Raw genomic sequence first — 16556 nt, 5'->3', positions numbered from 1 at the left:
TCAGTGTGCGGGCGCGGTTTCGCCGCTGCCGCCCAGGTAAGCTTCGATCACTTTCGGATCGCTTTGCACGGCGGCCGGCTTGCCTTCGGCGATTTTCTGGCCGAAGTCCAGCACCGTCACCGTATCCGACAAGGCCATCACCACGTCCATGTGGTGTTCGATCAGAATGATGGTGATGCCGTGGTCGCGGATTTTGCGGATGATAGCCATCAGCTCCTTGATGTCGGGCGCGGTCAGGCCGGCGGCCGGTTCGTCGAGCAGCAGCAGGCGCGGACTGAGGCCCAGCGCGCGGCCGATTTCCAGCAGCCGCTGTTTGCCATACGGGAGATTGCGCGCCTCTTCGTTGGCCATGTCCGACAGGCCGACGAATTCCAGGATGCTGGCGGCGCGCTCGCGCGCGGCCTGCTCCTCGCGCCGGTAGCGCGGCGTTTGCAGCATCACGTCGAGCACATTCGACTTGAAGGTGTTGTGCAGGCCCACCAGCACATTCTCCGTGGCCGTCATTTCGCCGAACAGTTGCACGTTCTGGAAGGTGCGGGCGACGCCGCCGAGGGCGATCTCCGACGGCGTGCGGCCGGAAATCACCGCGCCGGCAAAAGCCACCTTCCCTGCCGTCGGCTTGTAGATGCCGGTGAGGACGTTCATCATCGTACTCTTGCCGGAGCCGTTGGGGCCAATCAGCCCGTGCACCGAACCTTGCAGCACATGCAGGTTGACCTGATTGAGCGCTTTCAGGCCGCCGAACTGCATCAGGATTTGCTCGACGTCGAGCAGCGTGTCGCCGGCCTGGCCGCCCTGCGCGCGCGGGAACGGCTCTGCCCCGCCGCCCGAGGCCAGCGGCACTGGCGTGCGCGCGTGCGCGGCCCATCAGGTTTTGCAGGAAGCCGACGATGCCGTCCTGCAGGTAGTAGACGACGAATAGCGTCATCAGGCCGAAGATGGTCAACCGCCAGTCGACGATATTCTCAAGCTTGTACGAGAACGCCGCCATGCCGATGGTGGCGATCAGCGGTACGGCGACGCCGCGCGGCGTCGAGCGCTTGCGGGCGATCGCCACCGCCGAGCCGATCACGCCCAGTATCGCGGCGGCGGTGGCAATTTTGCGGAACAGTTCTATGTCCGCCAGCAGGCTTGGGAGCATGACCACGATCAGCGCGCCGATCAGCGCGCCGGATCGCGTCTTGCGCCCGCCCATGATCACCGCCAGCAGGAACAGGATGGTCAGCTCGAAGTTGTAGGTGTTCGGCGAGATGTACTCTTCCGAATACGCATACAGGCTGCCCGCCAGCCCGGCGAAACCGGCGCTGATGATGAAGGCATACACCTTGTAGCGATACACCGAGACGCCCATGCAGTCGGAGGCGATCGGGCTGTCGCGCAGCGCTTCGAAGGCGCGCCCCAGGTTGGATTTCAGTATCCGGTGCACCACCACCAGCGAAATCACCATCAGCACGGCGACCATGTAGTAGTACTGCACTTCGCTGAGTTTTTCGCCGAACACCACCGGCTTGGAGATCTTGACGCCCATCGGCCCCTCGGTGAGGAAGGTCATCTCGTTAATCAGGATCTGGATGATGGTGCCGAAGGCCAGCGTCACCATCGCCAGGTATGGCCCGGTGACGCGCAGCGCAGGCAGCGCGAGGATGGCGCCGAATATCGCCGCGCCGATCACGCTGGCCGGGATGGCGATCCAGAACGGCGCGCCGAGTTTGAATACGACCACGCCTGTGACGTAGGAACCGATCCCGAACAGGCCGGCATGGCCCAGCGACACCTGCCCGGTGTAGCCGACCACGATATCGAGGCCGAACAGGAGTATCGCGTAGATCAGTATCGTCTCGAACAGATGGATATAGTACGGGTTAGGAATCAGCACCGGATACAAGGCCAGCACCACCAGCCCCACCACGCTTGCCGCGACTATCGTCTTCTTCATCGGTCAGACCTTTTTGATGGCGGCTTTGCCGAACAGGCCGGACGGCTTCACCGCCAGCACCAGCAACAGCAGCAGCAGGCCCGGCACGTCCTTGTACCCGGTGGAGATGTAGTAGCCGGCCGTGGTTTCGGTGATCCCCAGTATCAGTCCGCCGACGATGGCGCCGACACCCGAAGTGAGACCGCCGATGATCGCCACCGCGAACGCTTTCAGGCCGAGCGAGGCGCCCATGGTGGCGCCGGTCAGCGTCAGCGGCGCCACCAGCACGCCGGCGAAGGCGGCGACCGCGGACGACAGCGCATACGAGAAGGTGATGACGGCGCCGGTGTTAATGCCCATCAGCCCCGCCGCGTCGCGGTCATTGGCGGTGGCGACGACCGCCTTGCCGTAGATCGATTTGCGGTTGAATATCTCCACCACCGCCATGATGGCCAGCGCGCCGGCCACCACGGCAATCTGCATCGGCTGCACATTGGCGCCGAGGATTTCAATCGGCGCCGACGACAGCGGCGACGGGAACGTCAGGTCGTCCTTGCCCCAGATATTCTCGGCCACGTTCTTGAAGATGATGGCCAGCGCGATGGTGGACATGATCCAGCCGAATTCGGACTTGATCTTGATCGCCGGGCGTACGCCTATCCATTCGACCAGCATGCCTTGCAGCGCGCCGAAGGCGATCACCAGGGGATCATCAGCAGATAGCTCATGTAAGGGCCGCCGTGGATGGTGCCGACCAGGCTAAGACCGACCAGCGCGCCGAGCATCAGCGATTCGCCCTGGCCGAAATTGAGTGTGCCGGAGGTGGCAAACGTCAGCTGGTAGCCGAAGGCGATCACCGCGTAGATCATGCCCAGCGCAATGCCGCTGAACACCAGTTGCAACAGGATTTCCATACGATTCCCCTGCAGACGACAAGAAAATGGCAAGCCCAGACCCGTCATTCCCGCGCAGGCGGGAATCCATGGAACAGGTACCGAAACGGCGCATGGGTTCCCGCCTGCGCGGGAACGACGGAGTTATGCCCTACTTGGCATGCACGACCTTGCCGTCCCTGACCTCACCAAAAACAGTAATGTCAGCAGTAATCGCCTCGTGGTCGGTTTTGCTGTATGGCTTATCGTAAGTGGTGACAACGCCTTCCACTTTTTCATTGAGGTTCTCCAGCGCGGCCTTGACCTTCGGCCCGTCCGTGCTGCCGGCCTGCTTGATGGCGGCGGCCAGCAGGTAAATGGAGTCGTAGCCCTGCGCCGCCGACACCGGCGACGGCATGCGCCCCTGCGGCGGGTTGTAGGCCTTGATATAGGCGTCGATGAAGGCCTTGCGCTTCGGCGTGTTCGGGTCCTGGATGAAGGTCTGCGGCATGCGGGTGCCGTTACCGTTCTTGCCGGCGTTGTCGATGAAGTTGGCCATCGACAGCGTCCAGCTGCCGATCAGCGGCACTTTCCAGCCCAGTTTTTCCATGCCGTTGGCGATCTGCGCCAGCTCGGGGCCAATGCCGTAAGTCAGCACCACCTCGGCGCCGGCCTGCTTGGCCTTGAGCAGCTGGGCCGTCATGTCGACGTCCTTGATGTTGTACTTCTCGACCGCCACCGCCTTCATGCTGCGCGAGGCCAGCACTTTTTCCAGGTCCTCGCGTCCCAGCTGGCCGTAGTTGGTGGAGTCGGCAAGGATGGCGACCTTCTTGAACTTGCGATTGTCGACCGCTTCCTTGATGATCATCTGCGACTGGATCTGGTCATTGGCCGAATTGCGGAAGACGTAGTTCTCCGGCTCCTTGGCAAACTGCTGGGTGATGACCGAGCCGGTGGCGACGTTGTTCATCACCGGGATTTTCGCGTCCTGATAGAAGCGCTGCGAGGCCAGCGCAACGCCGGTGTTGATGTAGCCGACCGTTGCGACCACGCGTTCCTTGTTGATCAGCTCTTGCGCGATCTGCACACCGCGTTCGTTCTTGGCTTCGTCGTCGCGCTCGATCAGCTGGATCTGGCGACCGAGCACGCCGCCCTTGGCGTTGATCTCCGCCGCCGCCAGCTTGACGCCATCGCGCATCGATACCCCCATCGGCGCCGAGCCGCCGGTGAACGGACCGGCGACGCCGATCTTGATGGGGTCAGCCGCCTGAGAGGAAGCCGCAAAACCGAGTACCAGACCTGCAACGAGCAATTTCAACTTGAAATTCATCTGTCATCTCCTGTTATACAACGTTTTTTAGCAGTCGTACGCTGGAAAGTCGCCCCATCGGAAAACCATTGTAGGTTAGTAGAACGTCATCAGCAACAGATAGATGTGCCGCATCGCAGCAAGCACTGGCATGGTGCTAGCTTATCCTCCTTTACTCAGGTCGATGGCGTACAGCGCGTAGCCTTTGCCGCCGCCATCGTCGGCCTTGAGCTGCGTGACCCCGGTCAGTCCGGCGTCGCGCGCCAGCTCCAGCAGGCCAGGCGCGGAGCGGAACACCACCGGGCCTTTGACGGCGACCGGCGCGAAACGCCAGCTGCGCGTGGCGCCATTGCGCGCGCGGGTCAGCTCTTTGGTTTTCTGGATATAGGCGATCAGCACGTCGCGGCTGGAATCCGGCGCGGCGATGACGGTCTTGCCGCCATCGAGGCCGGGGAAACCGCCGCCGCCGCTTGCGCGGTAGTTATTGGTCGCCACCAGGAACTCCTGCGCCGGCGACAGCGGCGCACCTTTATAGTGCAGCTTGACGATGCGCTGGTCGACCGGCTGCGTCACGTCGATCTGGTAGCTGACGTCCGCGCTGGTCAGCATGTCGAAGTTAAAGCCCGCGAAGCCGGTGTTGACCAGCTCCTGCTGCGCGCTGCTGTCTGGATCGATGCGGTTGAAGCGCTCGGCGGATTTCTCCAGCCAGGCCTTCAGCTGCGCACCGTTCACTTTGACGGCGTGCAGCGCGTTCGGGTACAGATACAGGTCGGCGGCGTTGTTCAGCGCTACCGCGCCCGGCTTGACGTCGGTGTAGTCGGCCACGCCGGCGGCGCCGGTCTTGAACGGCGACGCCATCGACAACACGGGCAGCGCCGCGTACTGCGGCAGGTTGGCCTTTACATACTCCTGCACGTAGGCGGTTTGCGCCTGGTTCACCAGTTCGATCGCGCTGATGTCGCCGACATCGGCGAAGTAGCTGCTCATGCGGAAATCGCTGTTGCCGACCGGCGTTTTAACGTAGCGGATGGTGGCCGCATGTTCGTCCGCGATCAACTCGGCGATGCCCGGATCGGCGGCGACGTAGCTGCCGTCGGCCTGGCGGGTGGCGCGCGCTTCGACCGTGGTGCGCGATTGGTCGATCACCCAGCGCTTGCCGTCGTATTTCAGGTGCAGGCCGATCACGCCAAGGTGCTTGCCCCACAAGTTGGCCATCACCGCCGGCACGCCGTAGATCGTGCCCCTGGTCTTGTCGACGCCCGGCAGGTTGAAGCCCGCCGCCTTGCTGGCGGCGTCCGGGAACGGCAGGTGCGCGTGGCCGATCAGCAGCGCGTCCACGCCCGGCACCTGCGCCAGATAGTAGTTGGCGTTTTCCATTTGCGGCGTGTACGGCGCGCCATCGACGCCGCCGTGCGAGATGGCCACCACCAGGTCGGCGCCTTCGGCGCGCATTTGCGGTATGTACTTCTGCGCCGACTCGCGCACGCCTTCGGCGTAGACCTTCCCTTCCAGCCAGGCCTTGTCCCACGACAGCACGCCGGGCGGCGCGAAGCCGATGATGCCGACCTTGATGGTCGCCGTCAGCGGCTTGCCATCCGGGCCGGTGGCCTGGATCTGGCGCGAGAGGATGCGGTATGGCTCGAACAGCGGTTTTTTCGACTTGATGCTGTAGATATTCGACAGCACGATCGGGAACTTCGGCCCGGCGCAGCGCGGCGCGTCGGCCGGCACGCCGTCCACCTCGAAGTGGTTGCCGGTGACCTGGTTCAGATACGCCAGCCCGTAGTTGAATTCATGGTTGCCAATGCCCGCGCCATCGACGCCCAGGTGGTTCATGGCCTTGTAGATGGCCAGCGTTTCGCCGCAAGCCACCGGCTTGACCAGCGCCTGATAGTCCGCCAGCGCCGTGCCTTGCAGCGCGTCGCCATTATCGAGCAGCAGATTGTTCGGGTATTGGGCGCGCGCCTGCCTGATCAGCGTCGCCGTGCGTTCCAGGCCGATGGCGGGATCGGCCTGCAGCTTGTAGTAATCATAACTGAGCACATTCGCATGCAGGTCGGTAGTCTCCAGCAGCGCGAAGGTGGCTTCGGCGCCGGCCGGCGTGGCGCCGCCATGGGGCAGGCTGGAACAGCCGATCAGCAGCGACGGCAATGCAAGATAGACAAGACGCATGAAGGGCATTCTATAGTTACAGGCCGCGACATTTTAGCCGCTTTGTGGCATAAACGGCAGGATTTCACGGCGGCGACACCGCTGGCGGCACAGCGCTGGGAGAGCGCGCCTGGCTAGGGTATAATCCAAGGTTTGATTTCAGCCTGAGAAAAGAAGAAAACCATGGAAGCCGAACGCATCAACGCCCTCACCTCCCTGCTCGCCGATCTGACCACGCGCGAAGCCGAACTTCGGAGGTATCTTTGACTTCGATCGCAAAGTCGACAAGCTCGAACAGGTAAACGGCGAGCTGGAAGATCCGGCCGTCTGGAACGATCCGAAGAAAGCCCAGGACCTGGGCAAGGAAAAAAATCGCTGGAAGCCGTCGTCGACGCGCTGACCAAGGCCGACGCCGACCTGAAAGACATGGCCGACCTGATTGAAATGGCCAAGGAAGAAGGCGACGACGACACGCTCGAAGCGCTGATCCTCGACGCCGAAGAAGTCCGCAAGGTCATCGAGGGCATGGAATTCCGCCGGATGTTCAACAACCCGATGGACCCGAACAACTGCTTCATCGACATCCAGGCCGGCGCCGGCGGCACCGAGGCCCAGGACTGGGCGTCCATGCTGCTGCGCCAGTACCTGCGCTATTGCGAACGCAAGGGCTTCAAGGTCGAGGTGATGGAAGAATCCGAGGGCGAGGTGGCCGGCATCAAGACCGCCACGCTGAAGGTGGAAGGCGAATACGCCTACGGCTTCCTGCGCACCGAAACCGGCGTGCACCGCCTGGTGCGCAAGTCGCCGTTCGACTCGGCCGGCGGCCGCCACACTTCGTTCGTGTCGCTGTTCGTGTATCCGGAAGTGGATGATTCGATCGATATCGAGATCAATCCCGCCGACCTGCGTATCGACACCTACCGCGCTTCGGGCGCCGGTGGTCAGCACATTAACAAAACCGACTCCGCGGTGCGTCTGACCCACGGCCCGTCGGGCATCGTGGTCCAGTGCCAGAACGACCGTTCGCAGCACCGCAACAAGGCCGAGGCGATGGAAATGCTGAAGGCGAAGCTGTACGAACTGGAACTGCGCAAGCGCATGAGCGAGCAGCAGAAACTGGAAGACTCCAAGACCGACGTCGGCTGGGGCCACCAGATTCGCTCCTATGTGCTGGACCAGTCGCGCATCAAGGACCTGCGCACCAACTTCGAAACCGGCAACACCAAGGGTGTGCTGGACGGCGATCTGGACGACTTCATCTCGGCTTCGCTCAAACAAGGCGTTTAATTCATGACCCAGCGCGCATTCATCTTCGACATGGATGGAACCATCGTCGACAATATGTCCTTCCACGTGAAATCGTGGCTGGAGTTCTTCCAGCGTCGCGGCCATGTGCTCGATGCGGATGACTTCTTCCGCAACACGGCCGGCCGCCAGGGCCATGAAATCATGAGCACCTACTTCGGCAAGTCGCTGACCAAGGAAGAAAGCGCGGTGCTCGACTTCGAGAAGGAAGCGCTGTACCGCGAGATGTATGCGCCGCACCTGGCGCCGACGACCGGCTTCGTCGACTTCATCGCGCGCGCCAGGGCGGCCGGCGTCAAGCTGGCCGTGGCCACCGCCGCGCCGACCGAGAACATCGACTTCACGCTGGACGGCCTCGATCTGCGCAAGGAATTCGACGCCATCGCCGGCGCCGCCGACGTAGCTCGCGGCAAGCCGAATCCGGACGTGTTCCTGCTGGCGGCCGAACGCGCCGGCACGCTGCCGGAAAACAGCATCGTGTTCGAAGACGCGCCGCTGGGCGTGGAAGCGGCGCGCCGCGCCGGCATGCGCGCAGTGGTGCTGACAACCACTTTGCCGGCTGAAGCGTTCAAGGAGTTCGACAACGTCATCGCCGTCGTGCGCGACTTCAGCGAGCTGGATGTGGACGAACTGTTCGCCACCGCCACCAACTAAATCATCACCTCAACAAAAGTAAAGACCATGACTACGGATCTTCAAGACCAGGCAGCAGCACCCGACGAGAATAAAATCATTGCGGAGCGCCGCGCCAAGCTGGCCGCCATCCGCGAACAAGGCGTCGCCTTCCCGAACGACTTCAAGCCGGAACACAAGGCCGCCGACCTGCACGCGCAATACGGCGAGAAGACCCGCGAAGAGCTGGAAGCTGCTCCGGTCACCGTCAAGCTGGCGGGCCGCATGATGCTGAAGCGCGAAGCCGGCAAGAAGGCCGCTTTCGCCACGCTGCAGGACTCGTCGGGCCAGAAGGCCGACGGCCGCATCCAGATCTACGCCACGCTGGACCTGACCGGCGAAGCCGCCATGGCCGCGCTGCACCACTATGACCTGGGCGACATCCTGGGCGTGGTCGGCACGCTGTTCAAGACCAAGACCGATGAACTGACCATCAAGGTCACCGAACTGCGCCTGATTACCAAGTCGCTGCGCCCGCTGCCGGACAAGTTCCACGGCCTGGCCGACCAGGAAACCAAGTACCGCCAGCGTTACGTGGACCTGATCATGAACGAAGAGACGCGCCGCACCTTCAAGGCGCGCACCGCCGCCATTTCGTCGATCCGCCGCTTCATGGAAAAGAACGACTTCATGGAAGTCGAAACGCCGATGCTGCACACCATCCCGGGCGGCGCCGCGGCGAAGCCGTTCATCACCCACCACAACGCGCTGGACATGCAGATGTTCCTGCGTATCGCGCCGGAGCTGTACCTGAAGCGCCTGGTGGTGGGCGGCTTTGACCGCGTGTTCGAGATCAACCGCAACTTCCGCAACGAAGGCGTGTCGATCCGTCACAATCCGGAATTCACGATGATGGAATTCTACGCGGCCTATACCGACTACAAGTGGCTGATGGACTTCACCGAAGCCGTGATCCGCCAGGCCGCGATCGACGCGCACGGCACCGCCAAGCTGACCTACGGCGGCCGCGAGCTGGATCTGTCGAAGCCGTTCCATCGCCTGACCATCGTTGAAGCGATCAACAAGTACGCGCCGTCCTATACCGCCGAACAGTTGAACGATGCCGAATTCATCAAGAAGGAACTGCTGAAGTTCGGCGTCAAGCCGTTCGCCACCGCCGGCCTGGGCGCGCTGCAACTGGCGCTGTTCGAGGAAACCGCCGAAGCGCAGCTGTGGGAACCGACCTATATCATCGACTACCCGGTCGAAGTGTCGCCGCTGGCGCGCGCTTCGGACACGCGCGAAGGCATCACCGAGCGCTTCGAGCTGTTCATGGTCGGCCGCGAGATCGCCAACGGCTTCTCGGAGCTGAACGATGCGGAAGACCAGTCGGCCCGCTTCCTGGCCCAGGTGGCCGCCAAGGACGCCGGCGATGAAGAGGCGATGTACTACGACGCCGACTACATCCGCGCGCTGGAATACGGCATGCCGCCGGCCGGCGGTTGCGGCATCGGCATCGACCGCCTGATGATGATCATCACCGACTCGCCGAACATCCGCGACGTGCTGCTGTTCCCGCACCTGCGGCGCGAAGAGTAATCGTCAGCAGTCGACAGAAAGCCGCTCGCCTGAGCGGCTTTCTGTGGTTCATCGCGTATTACCGGGATGAGCCTGCTGTAGAACGCAAGAGAGCAGTAAAGAAGAGTTATTGTGTTTGTGCGACCAAACCAATTTCTCAACCTACCGCTCTCATGACAAATCATATTCTCAGCCTCCCGTTCTGGGAAGGCTTTCTCGTGTCCTCCGCCGAAATCGTGGGTGATCGCCTGCACGTGCGCCTGATGGCTGATCCGGCTCACCCGCTGATCCGCTCCCATTGTGGCACTCACGCCCCAGGTGTCCACGAAACGACCTGGCGCAATGTACGTGATCTGCCAATCGCAGGATCGCCGGTATTTTTGAGTATCGCCGTGAACAGGTTGCGCTGCCCGGCGTGCTGCCGTTGCTGCACCCAGCGGATTAGCTGGCTGGAGCGCCATGCCCGTGTCTCGCGTCGCCCGGCCGAGTTTGTATCACGCTGGAGTGAGAAGCTGCCGGTCTCTCATGTCTGCGAACTTACCGGGCTTCACCGGAGTACGGTTCATCAAATTCATCGCCAAGACTTAGAGCGCAAGGTGGCGGCACTCCCGTCACCCCGGCCTATCCGGCTGGTGATGGACGAATTGGCCCTGTTCAAGGGGCATCGCTATGCCACGCTCGTACTCGATGCAGATACCCGACGGGTGATCTGGGTCTGCGAAGGGCGCAGCCGGGAGGCTATCCGCCCGTTCTTTGTTTGGCCAGGCCCGGAGTGTTGCCGGCGTATTCGTGCTGTCGCAATGGATATGAACACCGCCTTCGACCTGGAAGTGAAGCAGCATTGTCGGCGGGCCAAAGTCGTCTACGATCTGTTTCACGTCATTGCCAAATACGGCCGTGACGTGATCGATCGGGTGCGGGTCGACGAGGCCAATCGACTGCGCGATGACAAAGCTGCCCGGCAGTACGTAAAGCGGGCGCGCTGGCTGCTGCTGCGTAATCCGGGCAACGTGCCACCAGATCAAGCGCCCAAGCTGGACGAGCTACTCGCGGCAAACCACGCGCTGATGACGGTCTATGTGATGAAAGCGAGCTTGAACGAGCTTGGGCAGCCAACCGATCCCCGGAGATGGCGCGTGGCCTGGCGCACTTGGCAAGCGATGGCACGCAGCAGCACTATTGAGCCGTTAATCCGCTTTGCCAAAACGCCTTGCTTTGTACTGGCGAGGTATTTTGGCCCGTATGCACTGGCCAATGCACACCGGGCAGTTGGAGGCAATCAACAATCGGATTAAGGTAATGAAGCGGATGGCCTATGGCTACCGCGACTCTGACTTCTTCTTCCTGAAGATCAAAGCCGCGTTTCCCGGAAATCCGTGAAGAGCCTTTTTTCGCCAGCCGAGCAGCGCCAGTCCACCCAGCATCAGCGCGGCGATGCCCGGCTCCGGCACGGCGGATACCTGCCCCGCGCGCTGAGAGACGAAATCTCCGTAGCTGACCAGGAGCAGATTGTAATCGAACAGCGGACCGTGGTCGCTGACCACCGGCACCGGCACGCTGAACGTCAGCACCGTCCCGGTCAGCGTGTAGGGCACCACACCGCGCACCGCCCCCCATACCGGTGAGTCCGGAACATGGAAGCCCTCGGTGCCGCGTATCACCAGCATGCCTTGAGCCAGGTAAGATTGCTCGACACGGATGACGGAATCCCAATAATCCGGGTACGGCAGGCTCTTGTCGCCCCATACGTGGTATTGGAATTCATTGACCGCGCGACCGGCCGCATCGGTGGTGAAAAAATCCGGCGGCTCGCGAAACTTGATGGTGAACTCGACAGTGTTGGTACGCGGCTTGTAAACCGACCATTCCGCCGAATAGGAATACGCTTGCGCGGACGGCGCCACCATGAAGCATGGCAACAGCGCACACGCCATAACAGAAGAAGCAAGCCCGGTATTCATGATGTTGACCCCGCAAGCAGTGGAACCTGCTCACGATAGCAAAATCAACTCACACTGTCTTCAACTAGTTTAATCGTGCGCGCCCTGTTGCGTTTTTATTGAATCACGCGGTAGCACGGCGTGTACGGCTTGCCGGCCAGCTTCATGCGCGACTGCGCGACGAAGGACGCCAGCAGCGCGTCCATCGGCCCCATGATCTCCTTGTCGCCGTGGATCTCGAAGTGGCCATGCTTTTCGATCGCGCGCATGCCCTCTTCCTTGACGTTGCCGGCCACCACGCCCGAAAACGCGCGGCGCAGGTTGGCGGCCAGCAGGTGCACCGGCTGGTTCTTGTGCAGGCTCAGATTGCGCATGTTCTCGTGCGTCGGCGGGAACGGGCGCTGGAACTCGGCGTCAATCTTCAGGCTCCAGTTGTAGTAGTAGGCATCGCTGCGGGCCTTGCGGAACTCGCGCACCGCCTTGATGCCGGCCTGCATCTCGCGCGCCACCGTTTCCGGGTCGTCGATGATGATCTTGTAGCGCTGCTGCGCCTCCGGGCCCAGCGTATCGTGGATGAACTGGTTGATCTGCACGAAGTAGTCGCGCGAGGTTTCCGGGCCGGTGAAGATCAGCGGGAACGGAATCTCGGCGTTATCCGGGTGCAGCAGGATGCCCAGGATGTACAGGATCTCTTCAGCCGTGCCGGCGCCGCCCGGGAACACCACGATACCGTGGCCGGTGCGCACAAACGCCTCCAGGCGCTTCTCGATGTCCGGCATGATCACCAGTTCATTGACGATCGGGTTCGGCGATTCGGCGGCGATGATGCCCGGCTCGGTGATGCCGAGGTAGCGGCCGCGATGCAGGCGCTGCTTGGCGTGGCCGATGGTGGCGCCCTTCATCGGGCCCTTCATCGCGCCCGGGCCGCAGCCGGTGCAGATATCGAGGTCGCGCAGGCCCATGGCGTAGCCCACTTCCTTCGAGTAGTTGTATTCCGCGCGGTTGATCGAATGGCCGCCCCAGCACACCACCAGGTTCGGGTTCAGCATCGGCTTCAATACGCCGGCGTTGCGCAGGATGTGGAACACGGCATCGGTGATGCCTTCGGTTTTATCCAGGTCGAACTTTGGGTTGCCGGTGATCTCGTTGCTGACGAAGATAATATCGCGCAGCACCGAGAACAGGTGTTCGTGTATGCCCTTGATCATTTTGCCGTCGACGAAGGCGATGGCCGGCGCGCCCTTGATATCGAGCTTGATGCCGCGCTCGCGCTGGACGATGCTGATATCGAACGATTCATAGCGTTCCAGCAGCTCCTTGCCATCGTCGATGGTGCTGCCGCAGTTGAGCACCGCCAGGGCGCACTTGCGGAAGACGTTATACAGGCCGCCTTTGCCGGAATCGAGCAGTTTGCTGACTTCGGCCTTCGACAAAATCTCCAGCTGGCCTTCCGGGGAAATCTGGGTATCGACAACGTCATATTCCATGATGCGTAAATCCTATTCAGTTTCTGTGGGTGTTGCGCCACCAATATACACGACAACATGGCGTGCCGTGGTGCCGCCAGGCATTATCACAAATAACACATTTGTGCAGTGCAGCTATCAAAATGTCCGTCAGCGGCGATTTGTAGATTAAAATGGCGCCCAATTTGGCGGCCCCACAAGGGAAGCCAGTCCTTTAGACCATTAAAACAGGAGGAGCCGCATGAGCGGTGCGACCCACACCACCCACACGGAAGCCGCTATTCCGGAGTTCAAGCAGATCATGGGGCACCCCGCCCCGCTGTGGATGTTGTTCATGACCGAGTTCTGGGAGCGCTTCGCGTTCTACGGCATACGTTGGGCGCTGGTGCTCTACGTGGTGGCACAGTTCTACAATGGCGACGCGGCCGGCGAGTCGTCCGCCAACCTGGTGTACGGTTCCTACCTGGCGCTGGTGTACGCGGCGGCGCTGTTCGGCGGTTATGTGGCCGACCGCGTGCTGGGCTACCAGCGCTCCATCCTGGTTGGCGCCGCCTTCATGGCGGCCGGCCTGTTCATGATCGCGCTGCCGAACGAAACCATCTTCAAGTTCGGCCTGGCGACGATCATCGTCGGCAACGGCATGTTCAAGCCCAACATCTCGACCATGGTCGGCAAGCTGTACACCACGCTCGACCCGCGCCGCGATTCCGGCTTCACCATTTTCTACATGGGCATCAACTCGGGCGCGATGCTGGCGCCGGTCCTGACCGAGTGGCTGGCGAGCGCCATCTTCGGCACCGGCGGCATGCCGGCCTATAAAGTGGTGTTCATCTCGTCGGGCATCGGCATGCTGATCAGCCTGGTATGGTTCTTCATCGGCCGCGCCCAGCTGAAAGGCATCGGCGCGCCCGATGCGCAAACGGCCGATCCGAAACGCCTGCTGTACGTGGTGCTGGGTTCGCTGTGCGTGATTCCGGTGGTGTACCTGCTGCTGGCCACCGGCGCCAAGAACCTGCAAGTGCTGCTGACCATCCTGTTCATCGTGCTGGCGGTCATGCTGCTGGTCGAAGGCATCAAGAACGGCAAGGTGGCGCGCGACAAGACCATCGCCATGCTGGTGATCTTCTTCTTTAACATTACTTTCTGGTGCTTCTTCGAACAGGCGGGCAGCTCGTTTACGTTCCTGGCCGAGAAAATCGTTGACCGCGAAATGTTCAACTGGATCTTCCCGGTTGCGTGGTTCCAGACCGTTAACTCGCTGGCCATCATCACCTTCGCGCCGATCATCGCGTTTGTCTGGGTGGCCATGGGCCGTTTCAACCCGTCGATTCCACGCAAGTTCGGCCTGGGCCTGATCTTCAACGGCAGCGCCTTCCTGCTGCTGATGTTCGCACTGTCGAGCCTGGTTGACGCCAACAACAAGATCCCGTTCTGGACCCTGTTCATGGTCTACGTGCTGCAATCGATCGGTGAGCTGTGCCTGTCGCCGATCGGCCTGTCGATGGTGACCAAGCTGGCGCCGACCCGCCTGGTCGGCCTGGGCATGGGCGGCTGGTTCCTGTCGACCGGTATCGGCAACAACCTGTCGGGTATCTTTGCGTCGTGGGTGTCGGGTGAGAGCGGCATGTCGCTGTCGTCGGCGCTGCATGGCTACACCTTCGGCTTCTGGTCGCTGATCGGCGCCGGCGCGCTGCTGTTCCTGGTTGCGCCGCTGATTCAGAAACTGATGCACGGTGTGAAGTAACGCCACGTCATTCCCGCGCAGGCGGGACGGTCCGCCGCTGCGGTCCATAGGACGCGTAATTACACCCACAGCATAGGTTCCCGCCTGCGCGGGAACGACGGAGAAACGGCGCCTGCGGGCGCCGTTTTCATTTACTCAGCGGATGAGCGTCAAGCCAGGCTTGCAGGTGCGCGGCGGCGCCGGCCGGCAGGTGCAGGCCCAGCTTGGTGCGGCGCCAGAGGATGTCTTGCGCGGTACGCGCCCACTCGTAGCGCCGCTGATATTCGACTTCCGCCGCGTACAGGCCGGGCAGGATTTCCACGCCCAGATCGTCCAGGCCGCTGCTGCCGCTGAGCAGCGTGTGGATGCGCGTGCCGTAGGCGCGGCAGTAGCGCGCCGCCAGCGGCGCCGGCAGCCACGGGTAGCGGTTCTGCTGCGCGCGCACCCAGGCATCGAATTCCTTCACCGAGCGATTCTGCGGCTCGGCGCCGAACAGGTCGCCGCCGGGCAGGCAGGCGTTATGCGTCCAGGCGCCGTGGCGATTGTCCAGCGCCCTGGCGATATGATCGACCGCCTCTTCCGCCAGCTTGCGGAACGTGGTGATCTTGCCGCCGAAAACGCTCAGCATCGGCGGCCCCTCGCTATCCACTTCCAAACGGTAATCGCGCGTGACCGCCTTGGCGGCGGCGCCATCCTCCACCAGCGGCCGCACGCCGGAATACGTCCACACCACATCGGCCGGTACTATCGGCTGGGTGAAGTACTGGCTGGCCAACTGGCACAGGTAAGCGATCTCGTCTTCGCTGATGGCAACCTGGTTGGCGTCGCCGTGGTAATCGAGGTCGGTGGTGCCGATCAGCGTGAACTCATGTTCATACGGAATGGCAAACACAATCCGCCCATCGCGGTGCTGGAAGATATACGCATGGTCGTGCTCGAAAATGCGCCTGACCACGATATGGCTGCCCTTGATCAGCCGCAGATGGCCGCCGCCCTCCTTCGGCAGCGCCGCGTGCAGCAAATCCGCCGTCCATGGCCCGGCAGCATTGACCACATAGCGGGCGTTGACGCGGATCTGGCCGCAGCTCGGCTTGAACAGCGTGGCCTCCCAATCGGCGGCCTTGCGCTCCAGCTTCTGGCACACCGCCTGCGTCAGGATGGTGGCGCCCTTCTCGCCGGCGTCGATGGCGTTCAGCACCACCAGCCGCGCGTCATCGACCCAGCCGTCGGAATACACGAAACCGCGCGTAAATTCCGGCTTCAGCGGCCGCCCCGCCGCGTGGCAGCGCAGGTTGACTCCGGACGAGGCCGGCAACAGCTCGCGCCGCGCCAGCATGTCATACAGGAACAGCCCGGCGCGGATCAGCAGCGCCGGACGCTGGCCGGACGCGTGCGGCATCACAAAGCGCAGCGGCCACATGATGTGCGGCGCGGCGCGCAGCAGCACCTCGCGCTCGATCAGCGCCTTGCGCACCAGGTTGAATTCGTAATACTCCAGATAGCGCAGGCCGCCGTGGATCAGCTTGGTGGAGGCGGACGAGGTGTGCGACGCCAGGTCGTCCTTTTCGCACAGCACCACCGACAGGCCGCGGCCGGCCGCGTCGCGAGCGATGCCGGCGCCATTGATGCCGCCGCCGATGATCAGTACGTCGCAATCGAGTATGTGCTGCGGTTCCGCCATGTGG

General features: G+C 62.4%; 8 protein-coding genes and 4 pseudogenes. 5 read left to right on the top strand and 7 right to left on the bottom strand.

Annotation, left to right across the window (positions count from 1 at the left end; all coding sequences use genetic code 11):
- The 4 genes and pseudogenes from ACRQ5J_RS13835 to ACRQ5J_RS13820 form a co-directional block, all read right to left on the bottom strand.
- A pseudogene (locus tag ACRQ5J_RS13835) lies at positions 1 to 1936 on the bottom strand (branched-chain amino acid ABC transporter ATP-binding protein/permease).
- 3 nt (positions 1937 to 1939) lie between these two features.
- A pseudogene (locus ACRQ5J_RS13830) lies at positions 1940 to 2829 on the bottom strand (branched-chain amino acid ABC transporter permease).
- Positions 2830 to 2959: 130 nt separating this feature from the next.
- Positions 2960 to 4117 (bottom strand): ABC transporter substrate-binding protein, encoded by a 1158-nt coding sequence (locus ACRQ5J_RS13825; RefSeq protein ID WP_432377488.1) that lies wholly within the window; start codon positions 4115 to 4117, stop codon positions 2960 to 2962.
- A 141-nt stretch (positions 4118 to 4258) separates the two neighbouring features.
- On the bottom strand, positions 4259 to 6268 hold the full coding sequence (locus ACRQ5J_RS13820) for a bifunctional 2',3'-cyclic-nucleotide 2'-phosphodiesterase/3'-nucleotidase (RefSeq protein ID WP_432377487.1): 2010 nt from the start codon (positions 6266 to 6268) through the stop codon (positions 4259 to 4261).
- A 162-nt stretch (positions 6269 to 6430) separates the two neighbouring features.
- Here ACRQ5J_RS13820 and prfB point away from each other — a divergent pair.
- From prfB to ACRQ5J_RS13800, 4 genes and pseudogenes are all read left to right on the top strand, one after another.
- Positions 6431 to 7534, top strand: a pseudogene (gene prfB, locus ACRQ5J_RS13815) (peptide chain release factor 2).
- Between the two features lie 3 nt (positions 7535 to 7537).
- The gene (locus ACRQ5J_RS13810; RefSeq protein ID WP_432377486.1) at positions 7538 to 8206 is read left to right on the top strand and encodes an HAD family hydrolase; all 669 of its coding nucleotides are present in this window, start codon (positions 7538 to 7540) and stop codon (positions 8204 to 8206) included.
- Positions 8207 to 8233: 27 nt separating this feature from the next.
- On the top strand, positions 8234 to 9763 hold the full coding sequence (gene lysS / locus ACRQ5J_RS13805) for a lysine--tRNA ligase (protein ID WP_432377485.1): 1530 nt from the start codon (positions 8234 to 8236) through the stop codon (positions 9761 to 9763).
- Between the two features lie 152 nt (positions 9764 to 9915).
- A pseudogene (locus tag ACRQ5J_RS13800) lies at positions 9916 to 11122 on the top strand (ISL3 family transposase).
- On the opposite strand, the gene ACRQ5J_RS13795 reads toward ACRQ5J_RS13800, so the two are convergent.
- Positions 11062 to 11703, bottom strand: coding sequence for a PEP-CTERM sorting domain-containing protein (locus ACRQ5J_RS13795; RefSeq protein ID WP_432377484.1), 642 nt, complete (start codon positions 11701 to 11703; stop codon positions 11062 to 11064). The pseudogene ACRQ5J_RS13800 and the gene ACRQ5J_RS13795 sit on opposite strands and share 61 nt — an antisense overlap.
- Before the next feature lie 95 nt (positions 11704 to 11798).
- Positions 11799 to 13169 (bottom strand): nucleotide 5'-monophosphate nucleosidase PpnN, encoded by a 1371-nt coding sequence (gene ppnN, locus ACRQ5J_RS13790; RefSeq protein ID WP_432377483.1) that lies wholly within the window; start codon positions 13167 to 13169, stop codon positions 11799 to 11801.
- 220 nt (positions 13170 to 13389) lie between these two features.
- Here ppnN and ACRQ5J_RS13785 point away from each other — a divergent pair, with 220 nt between their 5' ends.
- Positions 13390 to 14892: a peptide MFS transporter gene (locus ACRQ5J_RS13785; protein WP_432377482.1), complete on the top strand. Its 1503-nt coding sequence runs from the start codon at positions 13390 to 13392 to the stop codon at positions 14890 to 14892.
- Between the two features lie 127 nt (positions 14893 to 15019).
- Here the strand turns inward: ACRQ5J_RS13785 and glpD are convergent, their stop codons facing one another.
- On the bottom strand, positions 15020 to 16552 hold the full coding sequence (gene glpD, locus ACRQ5J_RS13780) for a glycerol-3-phosphate dehydrogenase (RefSeq protein ID WP_432377481.1): 1533 nt from the start codon (positions 16550 to 16552) through the stop codon (positions 15020 to 15022).
- Positions 16553 to 16556: the final 4 nt, after the last annotated feature.

The organism is Duganella sp. P38 (genome assembly GCF_050859475.1).
Taxonomy (GTDB): Bacteria; Pseudomonadota; Gammaproteobacteria; order Burkholderiales; family Burkholderiaceae_D; genus Rugamonas.
This window is presented reverse-complemented; position numbering and strand designations above follow the sequence as displayed.

Coding starts and splice junctions, on each gene's coding strand:
- glpD (WP_432377481.1), bottom strand. CDS start 16,552: ATGGCGGAACCGCAGCACATACTCGATTGCGACGTACTGATCATCGGC.
- lysS (WP_432377485.1), top strand. CDS start 8,234: ATGACTACGGATCTTCAAGACCAGGCAGCAGCACCCGACGAGAATAAA.
- ACRQ5J_RS13825 (WP_432377488.1), bottom strand. CDS start 4,117: ATGAATTTCAAGTTGAAATTGCTCGTTGCAGGTCTGGTACTCGGTTTT.
- ACRQ5J_RS13810 (WP_432377486.1), top strand. CDS start 7,538: ATGACCCAGCGCGCATTCATCTTCGACATGGATGGAACCATCGTCGAC.
- ppnN (WP_432377483.1), bottom strand. CDS start 13,169: ATGGAATATGACGTTGTCGATACCCAGATTTCCCCGGAAGGCCAGCTG.
- ACRQ5J_RS13795 (WP_432377484.1), bottom strand. CDS start 11,703: ATGAATACCGGGCTTGCTTCTTCTGTTATGGCGTGTGCGCTGTTGCCA.
- ACRQ5J_RS13785 (WP_432377482.1), top strand. CDS start 13,390: ATGAGCGGTGCGACCCACACCACCCACACGGAAGCCGCTATTCCGGAG.
- ACRQ5J_RS13820 (WP_432377487.1), bottom strand. CDS start 6,268: ATGCGTCTTGTCTATCTTGCATTGCCGTCGCTGCTGATCGGCTGTTCC.